General features: G+C 69.4%; 13 protein-coding genes, 1 tRNA gene and 1 riboswitch. Of the genes, 8 read left to right on the top strand and 6 right to left on the bottom strand.

The features are described from left to right. The first annotated feature begins 249 nt into the window (after positions 1–249). Positions 250–420, top strand: a riboswitch (cyclic di-AMP (ydaO/yuaA leader). A gap of 4 nt (positions 421–424) precedes the next feature. The 7 genes from NLX86_RS21430 (at position 425) to NLX86_RS21400 (ending at position 8,248) form a co-directional block, all read left to right on the top strand. Next, the gene (locus NLX86_RS21430) at positions 425–1,099 is read left to right on the top strand and encodes a transglycosylase family protein (protein WP_254373356.1); all 675 of its coding nucleotides are present in this window, start codon (positions 425–427) and stop codon (positions 1,097–1,099) included. 323 nt (positions 1,100–1,422) lie between these two features. Beyond that, positions 1,423–2,706 carry a phosphopyruvate hydratase gene (gene eno / locus NLX86_RS21425; protein WP_254373355.1) on the top strand — a complete coding sequence of 428 codons (1,284 nt, stop codon included), beginning with the start codon at positions 1,423–1,425 and terminating at the stop codon, positions 2,704–2,706. A gap of 102 nt (positions 2,707–2,808) precedes the next feature. Continuing rightward, on the top strand, positions 2,809–3,285 hold the full coding sequence (locus tag NLX86_RS21420; RefSeq protein WP_254373354.1) for a septum formation initiator family protein: 477 nt from the start codon (positions 2,809–2,811) through the stop codon (positions 3,283–3,285). 65 nt (positions 3,286–3,350) lie between these two features. Then, entirely contained in the window at positions 3,351–3,956 is a 606-nt protein-coding gene (locus NLX86_RS21415) for a DUF501 domain-containing protein (protein ID WP_254373353.1), read from the top strand. Continuing rightward, on the top strand, positions 3,953–4,894 hold the full coding sequence (locus NLX86_RS21410) for a Ppx/GppA phosphatase family protein (protein WP_254373352.1): 942 nt from the start codon (positions 3,953–3,955) through the stop codon (positions 4,892–4,894). Before NLX86_RS21415 ends, NLX86_RS21410 begins: the two co-directional genes overlap by 4 nt. A gap of 408 nt (positions 4,895–5,302) precedes the next feature. Further along, positions 5,303–6,691: an NAD(P)/FAD-dependent oxidoreductase gene (locus tag NLX86_RS21405; protein ID WP_254373351.1), complete on the top strand. Its 1,389-nt coding sequence runs from the start codon at positions 5,303–5,305 to the stop codon at positions 6,689–6,691. Positions 6,692–6,922: 231 nt separating this feature from the next. Further along, positions 6,923–8,248 (top strand): cyclopropane-fatty-acyl-phospholipid synthase family protein, encoded by a 1,326-nt coding sequence (locus NLX86_RS21400; protein ID WP_254373350.1) that lies wholly within the window; start codon positions 6,923–6,925, stop codon positions 8,246–8,248. A gap of 116 nt (positions 8,249–8,364) precedes the next feature. On the opposite strand, the gene NLX86_RS21395 is transcribed toward NLX86_RS21400, so the two are convergent. Then, positions 8,365–10,905, bottom strand: coding sequence for an ABC transporter permease (locus tag NLX86_RS21395; protein WP_254373349.1), 2,541 nt, complete (start codon positions 10,903–10,905; stop codon positions 8,365–8,367). A 55-nt stretch (positions 10,906–10,960) separates the two neighbouring features. Beyond that, the gene (locus NLX86_RS21390; RefSeq protein ID WP_254373348.1) at positions 10,961–11,731 is read right to left on the bottom strand and encodes an ABC transporter ATP-binding protein; all 771 of its coding nucleotides are present in this window, start codon (positions 11,729–11,731) and stop codon (positions 10,961–10,963) included. 369 nt (positions 11,732–12,100) lie between these two features. Between NLX86_RS21390 and NLX86_RS21385 the strand changes: the two genes are divergently transcribed. After that, positions 12,101–12,182: transfer RNA gene (locus NLX86_RS21385), tRNA-Leu, on the top strand. Between the two features lie 190 nt (positions 12,183–12,372). On the opposite strand, the gene NLX86_RS21380 is transcribed toward NLX86_RS21385, so the two are convergent. The 4 genes from NLX86_RS21380 to NLX86_RS21365 are packed head-to-tail and all read right to left on the bottom strand — an operon-like array spanning position 12,373 to position 14,463. After that, a complete protein-coding gene (locus tag NLX86_RS21380; protein WP_254373347.1) occupies positions 12,373–12,993 on the bottom strand; it encodes a 2'-5' RNA ligase family protein in 621 nt (206 codons plus the stop codon). A 14-nt stretch (positions 12,994–13,007) separates the two neighbouring features. After that, on the bottom strand, positions 13,008–13,439 hold the full coding sequence (locus tag NLX86_RS21375; protein ID WP_254373346.1) for a hypothetical protein: 432 nt from the start codon (positions 13,437–13,439) through the stop codon (positions 13,008–13,010). 59 nt (positions 13,440–13,498) lie between these two features. After that, positions 13,499–13,879: a hypothetical protein gene (locus NLX86_RS21370; protein ID WP_254373345.1), complete on the bottom strand. Its 381-nt coding sequence runs from the start codon at positions 13,877–13,879 to the stop codon at positions 13,499–13,501. After that, positions 13,876–14,463 (bottom strand): TetR/AcrR family transcriptional regulator, encoded by a 588-nt coding sequence (locus tag NLX86_RS21365; protein WP_254373344.1) that lies wholly within the window; start codon positions 14,461–14,463, stop codon positions 13,876–13,878. The genes NLX86_RS21370 and NLX86_RS21365 overlap by 4 nt, the downstream gene beginning before the upstream one ends. Positions 14,464–14,714: the final 251 nt, after the last annotated feature.

The raw sequence follows: 14,714 nt of genomic DNA, 5'->3' as shown, positions 1-14,714 counted from the left end.
TTATGTCCACGTTTGGTCAAGTGAGACATGAGTCTCTTCGGCCCAACTGGCGCGTCTCGCCCGCCCGGTCCTGCGCTCTCGCCTCTCACCTGCGGAAATGCCCGTTTCGCGGGTGTAAGTATGGGCGTTTTCTCCCTGATGTTCGGCATTGAACATCGGGGAGGCCTGTGTCTACGGTCTGAACCGCTCGCACCGCGGGCTCCTTCGACCGTCACGCCGAATCCTGCCGACGGACGAGGGAAGTAGTCGTCGCGTAAAGCGCCGTTGGCAGGAGCGGGGGACCCAAGGTAAGCGCCGGGCACGGCCGTTGAGACGGCAGGTGACCGGCTTGGGGTGAAGCTGCGCGCCTGGTGCGCGCGGCCGGGCAACTCATTGGCCCGAACCCGACAGCTCACCTCGTAGGCGTCGGTGAGGGGATAACTCCATGCTGTTTTCCGGCAAGGGCAAGCACCGCGGCCCGTCCATGGCCGCCCGTATCGCCACGCTCGCCGGTGTCGCCGGCGCTGCTGTCGCCGTCCCGCTGATGGGCGCCACCTCGGCGTCCGCCGCCTCCGTCGCCACCTGGGACGCCGTGGCCCAGTGCGAGTCCGGCGGCAACTGGTCCATCAACACCGGCAACGGCTACTACGGTGGCCTGCAGTTCTCGCAGTCCAGCTGGGCGGCCGCCGGCGGTACGAAGTACGCCCCCCGCGCCGACCTCGCGACCAAGAACCAGCAGATAGCCACCGCCGAGGTGCTCCTCGACATTCAGGGCCCGGGTGCCTGGGCCTGCGCCGGCGCCGGCAACCTGACCAACGACGGTGTGGACCCGGGCGTCGACACCGGTGCCGAGAAGCCGGCCGAGAAGCCGAAGAAGGCCGAGAAGCGCACCGCGTCGGCCAAGGCCGGCCGGTCCGAGGCGCGCGCCGAGGCCCCCAAGGCCGCCAAGTCCTTCAAGAAGGGCGACGGCGAGTACAAGGTGAAGGCCGGCGACACCCTCGGCAAGATCGCCGAGGCCGAGAAGGTCAAGGGCGGCTGGCAGAAGCTGTTCGAGCTGAACAAGGACGTCGTCGAGGACGCCGACGTCATCCACCCGGGCCAGCAGCTGCACCTCCGCTGACTCAGGCCCGCGGCTGGGACTCGCGGCTGGGACTCGCGGCTGGGGCCGGCCTCGGCGGAGACCGGTCCCACCCCCCAGAAACTGCCCCGGTCCGGCGCGCTTTCCCCCGTGCGCGCCGGGCCGGGGCTTCTGCTTTCCGATCCGCTTTCCGATTACCGTCCAGTACCGCGAGAGCCTTATGTGCCGGCCCGCGGGTATTCGGCCCTGTTTTCGTCCCAGGGTCCGGGCGGTCGGCCGAACTGTGCGCCGAAGCCGGTTAGGCTCATGCCGCAAGGCCAAAGAGACCCTGCACTCATAGCGTCACATCCCAGAAGGAGATGCTCGTGCCGTCCATCGACGTCGTCGTAGCCCGGGAAATCCTGGACTCCCGAGGCAACCCCACGGTCGAGGTCGAGGTCGGCCTCGACGACGGCAGCACGGGTCGTGCTGCAGTTCCGTCCGGTGCTTCCACCGGTGCGTTCGAGGCCCTCGAGCTCCGCGACGGTGACCCGAACCGCTACCAGGGCAAGGGTGTCGAGAAGGCCGTCCTCGCCGTCATCGAGCAGATCGGCCCGGAGCTGGTCGGGTACGACGCCACCGAGCAGCGCCTGATCGACCAGGCGATGTTCGACCTGGACGCCACCCCGGACAAGTCCTCGCTCGGCGCCAACGCCATCCTCGGCGTCTCCCTCGCCGTCGCGCACGCCGCCTCCGAGGCGTCCGACCTGCCGCTCTTCCGCTACCTCGGCGGCCCGAACGCGCACCTGCTGCCCGTTCCGATGATGAACATCCTGAACGGCGGCTCGCACGCCGACTCCAACGTGGACATCCAGGAGTTCATGATCGCGCCGATCGGCGCCGAGTCCTTCTCCGAGGCCCTGCGCTGGGGCACCGAGGTCTACCACACCCTCAAGAAGGTCCTGAAGGAGAAGGGGCTCTCCACCGGCCTCGGCGACGAGGGCGGCTTCGCGCCGAACCTCGACTCCAACCGCGCCGCGCTGGACCTCATCCTCGAGGCCATCAAGCAGGCCGGTTACGCGCCCGGCAAGGACATCGCGCTCGCGCTCGACTGTGCGGCCTCCGAGTTCTACAAGGACGGCTCGTACGAGTTCGAGGGCAAGTCCCGCTCGGCCGCCGAGATGACCGAGTACTACGAGGAGCTCGTCGCCTCGTACCCGCTCGTCTCCATCGAGGACCCGCTGTTCGAGGACGACTGGGCCGGCTGGAAGGTCATCACCGACAAGCTCGGTACCAAGGTCCAGCTCGTCGGCGACGACCTGTTCGTCACCAATCTCGAGCGCCTGGCCCGCGGCATCGAGGAGGGCTCCGCGAACGCCCTGCTCGTCAAGGTCAACCAGATCGGCTCGCTGACCGAGACCCTGGACGCCGTCGAGCTGGCCCAGCGCAGCGGCTTCAAGTGCATGATGTCGCACCGCTCCGGTGAGACCGAGGACGTCACCATCGCCGACCTGGCCGTCGCCACCAACTGCGGCCAGATCAAGACCGGCGCCCCGGCCCGCTCCGAGCGTGTCGCCAAGTACAACCAGCTGCTGCGCATCGAGGAGATCCTCGACGACGCGGCGGTGTACGCGGGCCGCAGCGCGTTCCCGCGGTTCCGTACCGCATAGCGGCAAGGCATAACAGCACAGCCAGTCGTACGTACGTCCCCGGCCGCGGTCCCGTACCGTGTCCGGGGACGTACGCGCGTAACGGCAGGGGAGGCGGGAGACATGGCCGGAAAGGACCGCGACCGGTTCTCCACCGCGACCAGGATTCGGCTGATCGGCGAGCGGACCGCCGCCCGCGTCTACCGCTCCCAGACCCGGCGGCAGATCCGCCGCAGCCGGCTCACCGGCCGGGCCGCGCTGCTCGCGCTGGTGCTCTGCACGCTGGTCGTGGCCCTCGCGTATCCGATGCGCCAGTACGTCTCCCAGCGCACGGACATCGCCGAGCAGCAGCGGGAGGCGGACCGGGCGCGCGACGGGCTCGAGGAGCTGCGCGACCAGAAGGCCCGCTGGGAGGACCCCGCCTTCGTGGAGCAGCAGGCGCGCGAGCACCTGCACTATGTACGTCCGGGGGAGACCGGCTACACCATGATCGACCCCGAGGCGGAGGACCTGCGCCACGCCGACCAGGGCGCTGCGGACCGGCCCTGGTACTCCAACGTCTGGGACGGCGTCGACAAGGCCGACCGCCTCGACCGGTAATCCGCACAGCACCTACCAGTAGTCACCACCAGTAGTCACCACCGAACGAAGAGACTTGCCCAGGCATGGACACGCCCCCGCCCCAGACCGACCGGACCGAGCCCACGGACGCGGACATCGCCGCGTTCAAGGAGCAGCTCGGCCGCCCGCCCCGCGGACTGCGCGCCATCGCACACCGCTGCCCCTGCGGGCAGCCGGACGTGGTCGAGACGGCTCCGCGCCTCGAGGACGGCACGCCGTTCCCGACGCTGTACTACCTGACGTGCCCGCGGGCCGCCGGGGCGATCGGCACCCTCGAGGGCGGGGGTGTCATGAAGGAGATGCAGGACCGCCTCGCCGAGGACCCCGAGCTGGCGGCGGCGTACCGTGCCGCGCACGAGGACTACATCCAGCGCCGTGACGCGATCGAGGTGCTCCAGGGCTTCCCGAGCGCGGGCGGCATGCCGGACCGGGTGAAGTGCCTGCACGTCCTGGTCGGTCACTCGCTGGCGGCGGGCCCGGGTGTGAACCCGCTGGGCGACGAGGCCCTCGCGATGCTGCCGGAGTGGTGGGCCAAGGGCCCCTGTGTCACCCCGTGCGGGCCTCCCGCCGGTGACGAATGGGAGGTCGACCGCTCCGAGGACGGCTCGGGCTGGTTCGCGTTCAAGCCCGTCGAAGGGGATGCCCAGTGACTCGCGTCGCCGCCGTCGACTGCGGTACGAACTCGATCCGCCTGCTGGTCGCGGACGCCGACCCGGCCACGGGTGAACTCAAGGAGCTCGACCGGAGGATGACGATCGTCCGGCTCGGCCAGGGAGTGGACCGCACGGGGCGGCTCGCGCCGGAGGCGCTGGAGCGGACGTTCGCGGCGTGCCGCGAGTACGCCGATGTCATCCGGAGTCTGAGCGCGGAGCGCATCCGCTTCGTGGCCACCTCGGCCTCCCGTGACGCCGAGAACCGGGACGAATTCGTACGGGGGGTCCTGGACATCCTCGGGGTCGAGCCCGAGGTGATCACCGGTGACCAGGAGGCCGAGTTCTCCTTCACCGGCGCCACCAAGGAGCTGACCGGCCGCGCCGACCTGGCGAAGCCGTACCTCGTGGTGGACATCGGCGGCGGGTCGACGGAGTTCGTGGTCGGCGACGACCATGTCCGCGCAGCCCGGTCGGTCGATGTCGGCTGTGTGCGGATGACCGAGCGTCATCTCGTACAGGACGGTGTGGTGTCCGACCCGCCGACGGCCGGGCAGGTCGCCGCCATACGTGCGGACATCCGGGCCGCGCTCGACCTGGTGGAGGAGACGGTTCCGCTCGGCGAGGCGAGGACGCTGGTGGGGCTGGCCGGCTCGGTCACCACGGTCGCCGCGATCGCGCTCGGCCTGAGCGCGTACGACTCCGCCGCGATCCACCACTCGCGGATCTCGGTGGAGCAGGTCAGCGAGATCACCGGCGCGCTGCTCGCCTCGACCCACGACGAGCGTGCCGCGATCCCTGTGATGCACCCGGGCCGCGTGGACGTCATCGGCGCGGGCGCGCTCGTCCTGCTGGAGATCATGCGCCGGACGGGTGCCGAGGAGGTCGTCGTCAGCGAGCACGACATCCTCGACGGCATCGCCTGGTCGGTCGCCTGACGGGTCCTGACTGGTCCTGACGGGTCCTGGAGGGCCGGAAAGGGCCCGCTCGGGGGCCTTCCGGCGGGTCGTCGCGAGAAAGTTCGTGAAGTTCTTCACAAGGAAAAGGGGCCTGTGGGCCGCACATGGGCGCCGTAAGGCCCGGATAAGCGGCCCCCAGGCCCTCGCCATGCGCGCACCGGACCGTTACGGGCGGATGACGGACGGGCGGAACGACCCTGTGGTCCAGCGCCGGGCGACTGACGGAGGGCCAGTTCAGCAGGGGTGAACAGCGTCCCCCTGTACACCCTGGTTCCCCTGCCGCGCCATGACTTCGGTCACGTGGGCGGCGCAGTGTAGCAGAGGGGCGGAAGGAGCTTGTGAAGGGGCTCACGAGCGACCCCCCTGGGGGTGCTGGATACTCGAATCATGAGCACCACGGAGCGTCCCAGGATCCTCGTTGTAGGCGGTGGGTACGTAGGCCTGTACGCGGCACGCCGCATTCTGAAGAAGATGCGGTACGGGGAGGCGACCGTCACGGTCGTGGACCCGCGCTCGTACATGACGTACCAGCCCTTCCTTCCCGAAGCTGCCGCCGGCAGCATCTCGCCTCGGCACGTCGTCGTCCCGCTGCGACGCGTGCTGCCCAAGGCTGAGGTACTCACCGGCCGGGTCACCACCATCGACCAGGACCGCAAGGTCGCCATGGTCACGCCGCTCGTCGGCGAGGCCTACGAGCTGCCCTTCGACTACCTGGTCGTCGCGCTCGGCGCGGTCTCCCGCACCTTCCCGATCCCCGGCCTCGCCGAGCAGGGCATCGGTATGAAGGGCGTGGAGGAGGCCATCGGCCTGCGCAACCACGTCCTCGAGCAGCTCGACAAGGCCGACTCCACGACCGATGAGAACGTCCGCCGCAAGGCGCTCACGTTCGTCTTCGTGGGCGGCGGCTTCGCCGGCGCGGAGACCATCGGCGAGGTCGAGGACATGGCCCGCGACGCCGCGAAGTACTACACCAGCGTCAAGCGCGAGGACATGCGCTTCGTCCTGGTGGACGCGGCGGACAAGATCCTTCCCGAGGTCGGCCCGCAGCTCGGCAAGTGGGGCAAGGAGCACCTCGAGGGCCGTGGCATCGAGATCTACCTCAACACCTCCATGGACTCCTGCGTGGACGGCCACGTGGTGCTGAAGAACGGCCTCGAGGTCGACTCCAACACCGTCGTGTGGACCGCCGGCGTGAAGCCCAACCCGGCGCTGGCCCGTTACGGCCTGCCGCTCGGCCCGCGCGGTCACGTGGACACCGCCGCGACCCTCCAGGTCCAGGGCACCGACTACATCTGGGCCGGCGGCGACAACGCCCAGGTCCCGGACATCGCTGCCCGCAAGGCCGGCGTGGCGAACGCCTGGTGCCCGCCGAACGCCCAGCACGCGCTGCGCCAGGCCAAGGTCCTCGGCGACAACGTCATCTCCGGGATGCGCGGCTTCCCGCAGCAGACGTACGAGCACGCCAACAAGGGTGCGGTGGCGGGCCTCGGCCTCCACAAGGGCGTCGCGATGATCGTCATGGGCAAGATGAGGATCAAGCTCAAGGGCCGGCTCGCCTGGTACATGCACCGTGGCTACCACGGCCTGGCCGTACCGACCTGGAACCGCAAGATCCGGGTCCTGGCCGACTGGACTCTGGCGATGTTCCTCAAGCGCGAGGTCGTCTCCCTCGGCGCCATGGAGACGCCCCGCGAGGAGTTCTACGAGGCCGCCAAGCCGGCGCCGGTCGCCGCGGCCCCGGCCGCCGACAAGGCGGAGAAGGCCAAGGCCTCCTAGGGACGGACGAGAAGCACGCGTACAACCCCGAAGGGCGCCCGCCATCCGTGGTGCGGGCGCCCTTCGGCGTATTTCTGCGCACCTGACCTCCCCACACGCCGCAACGGGACTGCATTTGGGCCCTGCCGGTGTTTACCGTGGTGTTGGGCGCTGCCCGGGCATTTGCGTGGCCACTCGCGTGGGCATCTGTCTGGGCACCGCTGGGGATCCACCGTCACGGAGGTGTGTGCCATGGCCGACGCCGCACTGCGGCTGACTGCTCTCGCCGACGAGCTGCTAGGGACTCCGCTCCCGGTCCGCATCCGGGCCTGGGACGGCAGTGAGTCGGGTCCGCCCGGCGCGCCGACTCTGGTCATCCGGCACCGCCGCGCGCTGCGCAGGCTGATGTGGCGGCCGGGGGAGCTGGGCCTCGCCCGCGCCTGGGTGGCCGGGGAGCTCGACATCGAGGGCGACCTGTACGAGACGCTGGAGCGGCTGGCGGGGCTGCTGTGGGAGCGCGGCGGCGGCGAGCGGGGCGCGCTTCAGGCCGTACGGGCCGTACGGGACCCGAAACTGCGCGCCGCGGCACGGGAGTTGGTGTCGCTGGCCGGGCCGTGGCTGCCGCCGGCCCCGCCGGCCGAGGAGATCCGGCGGCGCAGCGGACCGCTGCACACCAAGCACCGTGACCGGCAGGCCATCAGCCACCACTACGACGTGGGCAACGACTTCTACGAGCGGGTCCTCGGCCCGTCCATGGTCTATTCGTGCGCGTACTGGGACGAGGGGACGGAGGGCTCGACTCTCGAGAGCGCCCAGCGCGACAAGCTCGACCTGATCTGCCGGAAGCTCGATCTGAAGGAGGGCGACCGCCTGCTGGACGTCGGCTGCGGCTGGGGTTCGATGGCGATTCACGCGGCACGGGAGTTCGGTGTGCGTGTCACCGGTATCACGCTGTCGCGCGAGCAGGCCGCGTACGCCCGTAAGCGCATCGCGGAGGAGGGGCTCACCGACCGGATCGAGATCCGCGTCCAGGACTACCGCGACGTCAAGGACGGGCCGTACGAGGCGATTTCGTCGATCGGGATGGCTGAGCACGTGGGCTCGATGCGCTACCGCGAGTACGCGGACGCCCTCTTCGGCCTGCTGAAGCCGGGCGGCCGGCTGCTCAACCACCAGATCGCGCGGCGCCCCGAGCGGGACGAATCCGCCTACCGGGTGGACGAGTTCATCGACGCGTACGTCTTCCCCGACGGGGAGCTGGCGCCGCTCGGCCGTACGGTCGGGACGCTGGAGGAGGCCGGCTTCGAGGTTCGCGACGTCGAGTCGATCCGGGAGCACTACGCGCTGACCCTGCGCGCCTGGGTCGCGAACCTGGAGACGCACTGGCGGGACGCCGTCCGGTACACCTCGCCGGGCCGGGCCCGTATCTGGCGGCTCTACATGGCGGCGTCCGCGCTGTCCTTCGAACGCAACCGGATCGGGGTCAACCAGGTCCTGGCGGTCCGCGCGGGGGCGGAGGGGCATTCGGGCATGCCCCTGCGCGCGCGCACCTGGAACCCGGCGGGCCGGGCCGGCTGAACCGCCCGTCCGCACGCACAACAGAAGGGCCCCGCGGCCGTCTCACTCCCGGCCGCGGGGCCCTTCTCCGTACGGATCTCCGTCGGATCTCCCTACGTACTACCGGACCGGACCTGCTACTCCGTCTTGATCGCGGTCAGCATGTTCAGCTTCGCGGCGCTGCGCGCCGGCCACATCGCCGCCAGGACGCCCACCAGCGCGGCCAGCCCCAGGAAGAGGCCGATCCGGTCCCACGGGATGACCAGGGCGTAGCCCGGGATCGAGCTCTTGACCGTCTGGCCGATCGCCCAGCCCAGGAAGGTGCCGAGGCCGACGCCGATCACCGCGCCGAAGAGCGAGATCACCACGGCCTCCAGCCGGATCATCCGCTTGACCCGACGGCGGTCGAGACCGATCGCCCGCAGCATGCCGATCTCCTGCTGGCGCTCGAAGACCGACATCGCCAGGGTGTTGACGACGCCCAGCACCGCGATGATCAGGGCCATGGCCAGCAGTCCGTACATGATGTTCAGCGCGGTGTTGATCATGCCGCCGAAGGTGTTCCGGATGTCCTGCTGGTCCATCACGCTGATGGCCGGGTTGTCGCCGAGCGCGTCGACGACGGCCTGCTCGGCGGCCTTGCTCATGCCGCCGTCCGTCTTGACCCAGACCTCGGGGATGTACGGCTTCTCCTCGTGCGGGGCGAGCAGCGAGGTGGAGATCAGGACCGGCGAGAGGAACTCGTTGTCCTTGTACGTCGCGCCGACCGTCAGCTGTGCCTTCTTGCCGTCGTCGTACTCGACCGCGACCGTGTCGCCGGGCTTCCAGCCGTTGGACTTCGCCGTCTTCTCGGCGACCGCGAGCCGGCCCTTGCCGAGTACGTCCAGCGAGCCCGAGACGGTCTCGATGTTGATGACCTTCTCGATGTCGCCGGGGACGACCCCGGAGACGGACTCGTAGGTGTCCTTGATCTTCAGGGACGTGGCCTGCTGGGGGGAGACGGCCTTGACGCCCGGCGCCTTCTCCAGCGCGGTGACGACGGACTTGTCCAGGCCGCCGCCGCTGGCCATCGTGACCATGTAGTCGGCCTTGATGTTGTCCGTGGTGATCTTGTCGATGGCGCGGCCCATCGTGACGCCGAGCACCGAGAGCCCGGTGACCAGGGTGAGCCCGATGGCCAGCGCCGAGGCGGTGGCGCCGGTGCGCCGCGGGTTGCGGACCGCGTTCCGGCTCGCCAGGTTCCCGGACACGCCGAACAGGCGCCGCAGCAGCGGCCGTACGAGAGCGATGACCGGCCGGGAGAGCAGCGGGATCAGCACGATCACACCGATCAGCGCGAGGAAGGCCCCGCCCCCGATGATCATCTTCCCGTCCTTGCCGGCCGCCGCTCCCGCGACGATCGCGGCCGCACCGAGCAGGGTCACCAGGGCGCCGATGGAGTTCCGCAGCACCAGGGACTTGGAGGTCGCCGGCAGGTGGGCGCTGCCCATGGCCGCCACCGGCGGGATCTTCGCGGCCCGGCGGGCGGGCAGCCAGGCGGCGAACATCGTGATCAGCACGCCGACGCCGAGCGCCGCGAGGACGGTGGTGGGCGCGATGACCAGCGAGCCGTTCGGCACCTTGGCACCGAAGGAGCTCATCGCGGAGCGCAGCCCGGTCGCCAGCCCGATGCCGAGCACGAAGCCGATCACCGAGGCGACCACGCCGACGACCAGTGCTTCGCTCAGCACCGAGCGGCTGACCTGCTTGCGGGAGGCGCCGACGGCGCGCAGCAGCGCCAGCTCCTTGGTGCGCTGGGCGACCAGCATCGTGAACGTGTTGGAGATCAGGAAGACACCGACGAAGAGGGCGATGGCGGCGAAGGCGAGCAGCATCTGGTTGAGGCCGGACAGCCCCTCCTCGATCTGCTCGGCCTGGTCGTCCGCGAGCTGCTTCCCGGTCTGGGCCTCGGCGTTGTCCGGGATCAGCGGCTCGACCTCGGCCAGGATCTTCTGCGCCGAGGCGCCGGACTCGGCGGCGACGGTCACGTTCAGGAAGTACCCCGGCTTGAGGTAGAGCTGCTGGGCGACCTCGGTGTCGAACAGCACCAGGCTGCCGCCGGCGTTGACCGCGCCGTCCTCGGTGGTGAAGACACCGGAGAGGGTGTACTCCTTCACCGGGCCGTTGGTGGCGACCCGCACCTTGTCGCCGACCTCGTACTCGCCCTTGGCGGCGGAGTCCTTGTCGAGCGCGACCTGGTTGTCCCTCAGGGGCCCGGTGCCCTCGGTGAAGGTGTACGCGGTGTCCTTGCCGTCCTTGCCGGGCGCGAAGTTCGCGCCCTTGTTGGACCAGCCGTTGCCGATGAGCCTGCCGTCGGGGTCGGCGACGCCGGCGAAGCCGTCGACGCGGCCGGTGGCGGAGGCGACCCCGTCGAGCCCGGCGATCTTCTCGAGCGTCTTCGCGCCGATCCCGGGCTCGTCCTTCGCGTCCGCGTTGCGGGCGGTGGGGTCGGCGTAGGAGGTGACGGAGACGGCGACGTTGTCGTAGCTCTTGGCCGACTGGTTGCGGTAGGCGTTGCCGAGGGTGTCGGTGAAGACCAGGGTGCCGGAGACGAAGGCCACGCCGAGCATCACGGCGAGTACGGTCATCAGCAGCCTGGCCTTGTGCGCGAGCACATTGCGCAAGGCGGTACGGAACATGTGGGAGTCCTGGGGTGGTGGGCCGGGGCGGTCGATCAGCGGATACGAGCAGGGATCAGCTCGTACGGCCCTTGGCGTCGAAGGCCTTCATGCGGTCCAGCACGCCGTCGGCGGTGGGGCGCAGCATTTCGTCGACGATGCGGCCGTCGGCGAGGAAGATCACGCGGTCCGCGTACGAGGCGGCCACCGGGTCGTGCGTCACCATGACGACGGTCTGGCCCAGCTCGCGCACCGAGTTCCGCAGGAAGCCGAGCACCTCGGCGCCGGAGCGGGAGTCGAGGTTTCCGGTCGGCTCGTCACCGAAGATGATCTCGGGACGGCTCGCCAGCGCACGGGCCACGGCGACGCGCTGCTGCTGGCCGCCGGAGAGCTGGGTCGGCCGGTGGCTCAGCCGGTCCGACAGGCCCACCATGCGGATCACGTTCTCCAGCCACTGCTGGTCGGGCTTGCGGCCCGCGATGTCCATCGGCAGCGTGATGTTCTCCGCGGCCGTCAGCGTCGGCAGCAGGTTGAAGGCCTGGAAGATGAAGCCGATCTTGTCCCGGCGTAGCTGTGTGAGCTGCTTGTCCTTGAGCGCGCCGAGCTCGGTGTCACCGATCCGTACGGAGCCGCTGCTGAAGCTGTCCAGGCCGGCCACGCAGTGCATCAGCGTCGACTTGCCGGAGCCGGACGGGCCCATGATGGCGGTGAACTCGCCCTGCGGGAATTCCACGGTGACCCGGTCCAGGGCGACCACCTGGGTCTCGCCCTGTCCGTACACCTTGGACAGTTCTGTGGCGCGAGCCGCCACTGCGGTGGCGCGGTGGGCGGTGGGGGTGGTGGTCACGGAGGAGCTCCTGTCGGGAACGGCGTATCTCTGGGGACCTCCCCATCCTCTCGGCCGTACGGCTCCCGGGAATCAGTCCGCGTACCCGTTCCCGGGGCCCTCTCGAGTCTGACCGAAAGCCCCGCCCCTCCTCCCTGGGGATGACACCGCCCCTGAGACCGCCCCGGCCGCGGGCCGTCGAAATCGCGTCATTCCCGCACCCCCGGCAGACACCCCCGCGCAGCCCCTGCGGCAGGTGCCGACAGTGTCCCCCACGTCCTGACACACCCTCAGGCGCCAATAAAATAAGACAACATCGGGAAGTAGCTCGGCTGTTCGGGCGATGTGCCCCGATAGGCTCATCCCGCGCTTTACGGAGCCGCACGCCCTGCCCGGATGGTGGAATGCAGACACGGCGAGCTTAAACCTCGCTGGCCTACGGGCCGTGCCGGTTCAAGTCCGGCTCCGGGCACACCGCGGCATATGGCGGCCCACCTGGGCTTATGGCGGGTTACCGCCTAGACCTGGCCTAGATCCTTTCGCCGCTTGGGAACACAGTGGGAACACCAGGGTTCACGTCGCGGCGGAAGAGTTCGATCGGTTCTGGGCTGACTGGAGGATGCCCCGTCCGCCCGCCACGGGCAGGGCAGAACTGCAGGCGATCAGCCGAGCGGCACGCGCGCGAAAGGCGTCCACTCGTACATCTGGTTGTCGCGGTGCAGCACGATCAACTCAGCAGACCGGATGCGGGCCGTGGCCGGCGGAGTGTCCACCGCGGCGAGGGCCTTGTGGATCGGTGTGGCCGGTCCTTCGCTGCTGCTGTACGCCACCGACAAATGCGGCCGGAATCCCTCGGCCCGTTCGGGCACCTCCGGCAGGACGTCGCCGATAGCCGAACGGATCGCGTCCCGCACAGTGGCTACCGGCTCGGCAGGGACGGCAAACGTCTCGACCGCCTCTGGGGTGACGGTCGGCGCCGCGAATCGCACCTCGAACTCAGGGATCGCGGCAAGCCGCGTACGGGCTGCTTCCACGATCGCCGTGATGTCCTTCTCGTCGACCTCGTCCACGAATCCGATGCCCTGCATGGTCAGATGCAGCCACTGATCGGGGATCAGGTCGAAGCCGGGGATGCCCACAAGCGAGTCCCGGTAGGCCCCGACCAGCCGCTGCACGTCGGGCTGGTCATGGAACGTGAGGTGCCAGGTGTAGAAGCGGCGGCTGACGCTCCAGCCGGGTCGCCACCACCAGTGATCGGCCATCTTTTCAGGTTGGTTGCTCATGTCCCGAGATCCAATCAGGCGAGGGCGTCTCGCCGCGAGAGGGCGAGCGCCCTCGGCGCGGAGTCCACGCACCACGCCTCGATCTTGGCCTGCAGGGCCACGGCCGGAGTGGAGTCGCCCATCGGTGATCGCGCCATTTCCGCTGACAGCTCGCGCATGCGCTGTGTCACAGGGGCGAGTCGCAGGTCAGCGGGCGTAGCGAGCACTGGGCGCAAGGCTTCGGCAGCTCCGTCGGGCGAGCGCAGCGCAATGTGTGCGGCGGCCTGCGAGATGTGCATCTGGGCAGCTGTCCCGTACGAGTGCGCGGGTTGGCTGGCCAGGGCATCGCTTGCCTCGCGCAGCGCGGCGGCAGGGTCCCCGGTACGCAGCTGTACGGCGGAGGCGTAGTTGGCGCGCCGGAGTTCGGGACAAGAGAACAGGCCGTCGATGTCGTCGACCCCGGTCATGCACTCCACTGCGCTGTATCCCCGGCGGGCGATCGCGGGATTCTCTCCCGGGTGCGGTGCTATACGGCGCCCGCCGCTGTCAGTGCCGCGACCGGCAGGAGCAGAATCCACTGCGGCAGCCGGAGCAGTGGCTTCGGCCAGCCGACCGACAGTGTGATGACCAGGAATGCTGCCGCGTACGCGATGAAGTGCGCGGCCACGAACCATGCCACCAGGGCGGTCCCTGACGTACCGTCCGCCAGTGAGAGGTAGACCAGTGCGACTGCGGAGAGCACCAGGTCGACGCTCACCATGTGCCACACGGCATGCAGGACGCGCTTGGGTTCGTCTGCCAGTCCGCTGGACAGCAGGGGTCGCACAACGTCCCGGTGCCCGCCGACGATGTGTGCTGCGGCCACGCCCAACGCCGTGATGCCCGCTGCGAGGAGCCAGCCGTTCATCGGATCTCGATTCCTTTGGCTACGACGGCAGTCAGCTGGCCGGCCAGCTGCGGGGTTGCGGGTTCTGCGAGGAGTCCGACGTGGAAGAACACGGCTCCTGCGAGCGTGTCCAGGACCAGGTCCACCGGTGTGTCGGCTGCGATCTCTCCGCGGAGCACGGCGCGTTCGAAGACGATCAGCAGCCGTTCCTTCGACGGGGCCAGGAAGTCGCTGCGGATGCGTGCCTTCAGGACGGGGTCGGCAGCGAAGTCGGCGAGCAGGCCCGGGAGCGCAGCTGCGGCGGCAGGGGCATTGAACTCCTCGACCAGGCCCTGCAGTAGTACGGTCAGGTCCCCGGTCAGCGATCCGGTGTCGGGGTTCGGGGCGTGGTCGGTAGTGGTGAACACGGCCTCGAAGACCAGCTCCGGTTTGCCCGACCACCGCCGGTAGATGGTGTCCTTGCCGACGCTGGCCCGCGCGGCCACGGCCCCGATCGATGTCGCGGCGTAGCCGGCCTCGGCCACCAGCTCTGCGGTCGCGCTGATGATCGCCTCGTGCGAGCGGGGATCCCTGGGACGCCCTCTGGAGGGCAGAGAGGAGTTCATGATGATTACATTACGGGTCGACCCGATTGATAAACAAACGATCCGCAAGGCGAACCCGGAGAACCCTGCGGGCTTGGGTGAGCAATAGTCGCTGAGTTCCCGGCCTCGTCCACGACCGACCGGCGCTCTTGAGAGTGCCTGTACCAGGACCTATTACCTCGCCTGGGTGACAGAAGCCCGTTTTGACCCAACCTCGCCCTGAGTACGCAAGCCTCGTTGGAGATGTTCCAGCCTGAAGTTGCAGGTCGCGG

Source organism: Streptomyces sp. A3M-1-3 (assembly GCF_024213665.1).
Taxonomy (GTDB): Bacteria; Actinomycetota; Actinomycetes; order Streptomycetales; family Streptomycetaceae; genus Streptomyces.
The sequence above is the reverse complement of the archived record's forward strand: the minus strand, read 5'-3'. Positions and strand labels throughout refer to the sequence as shown.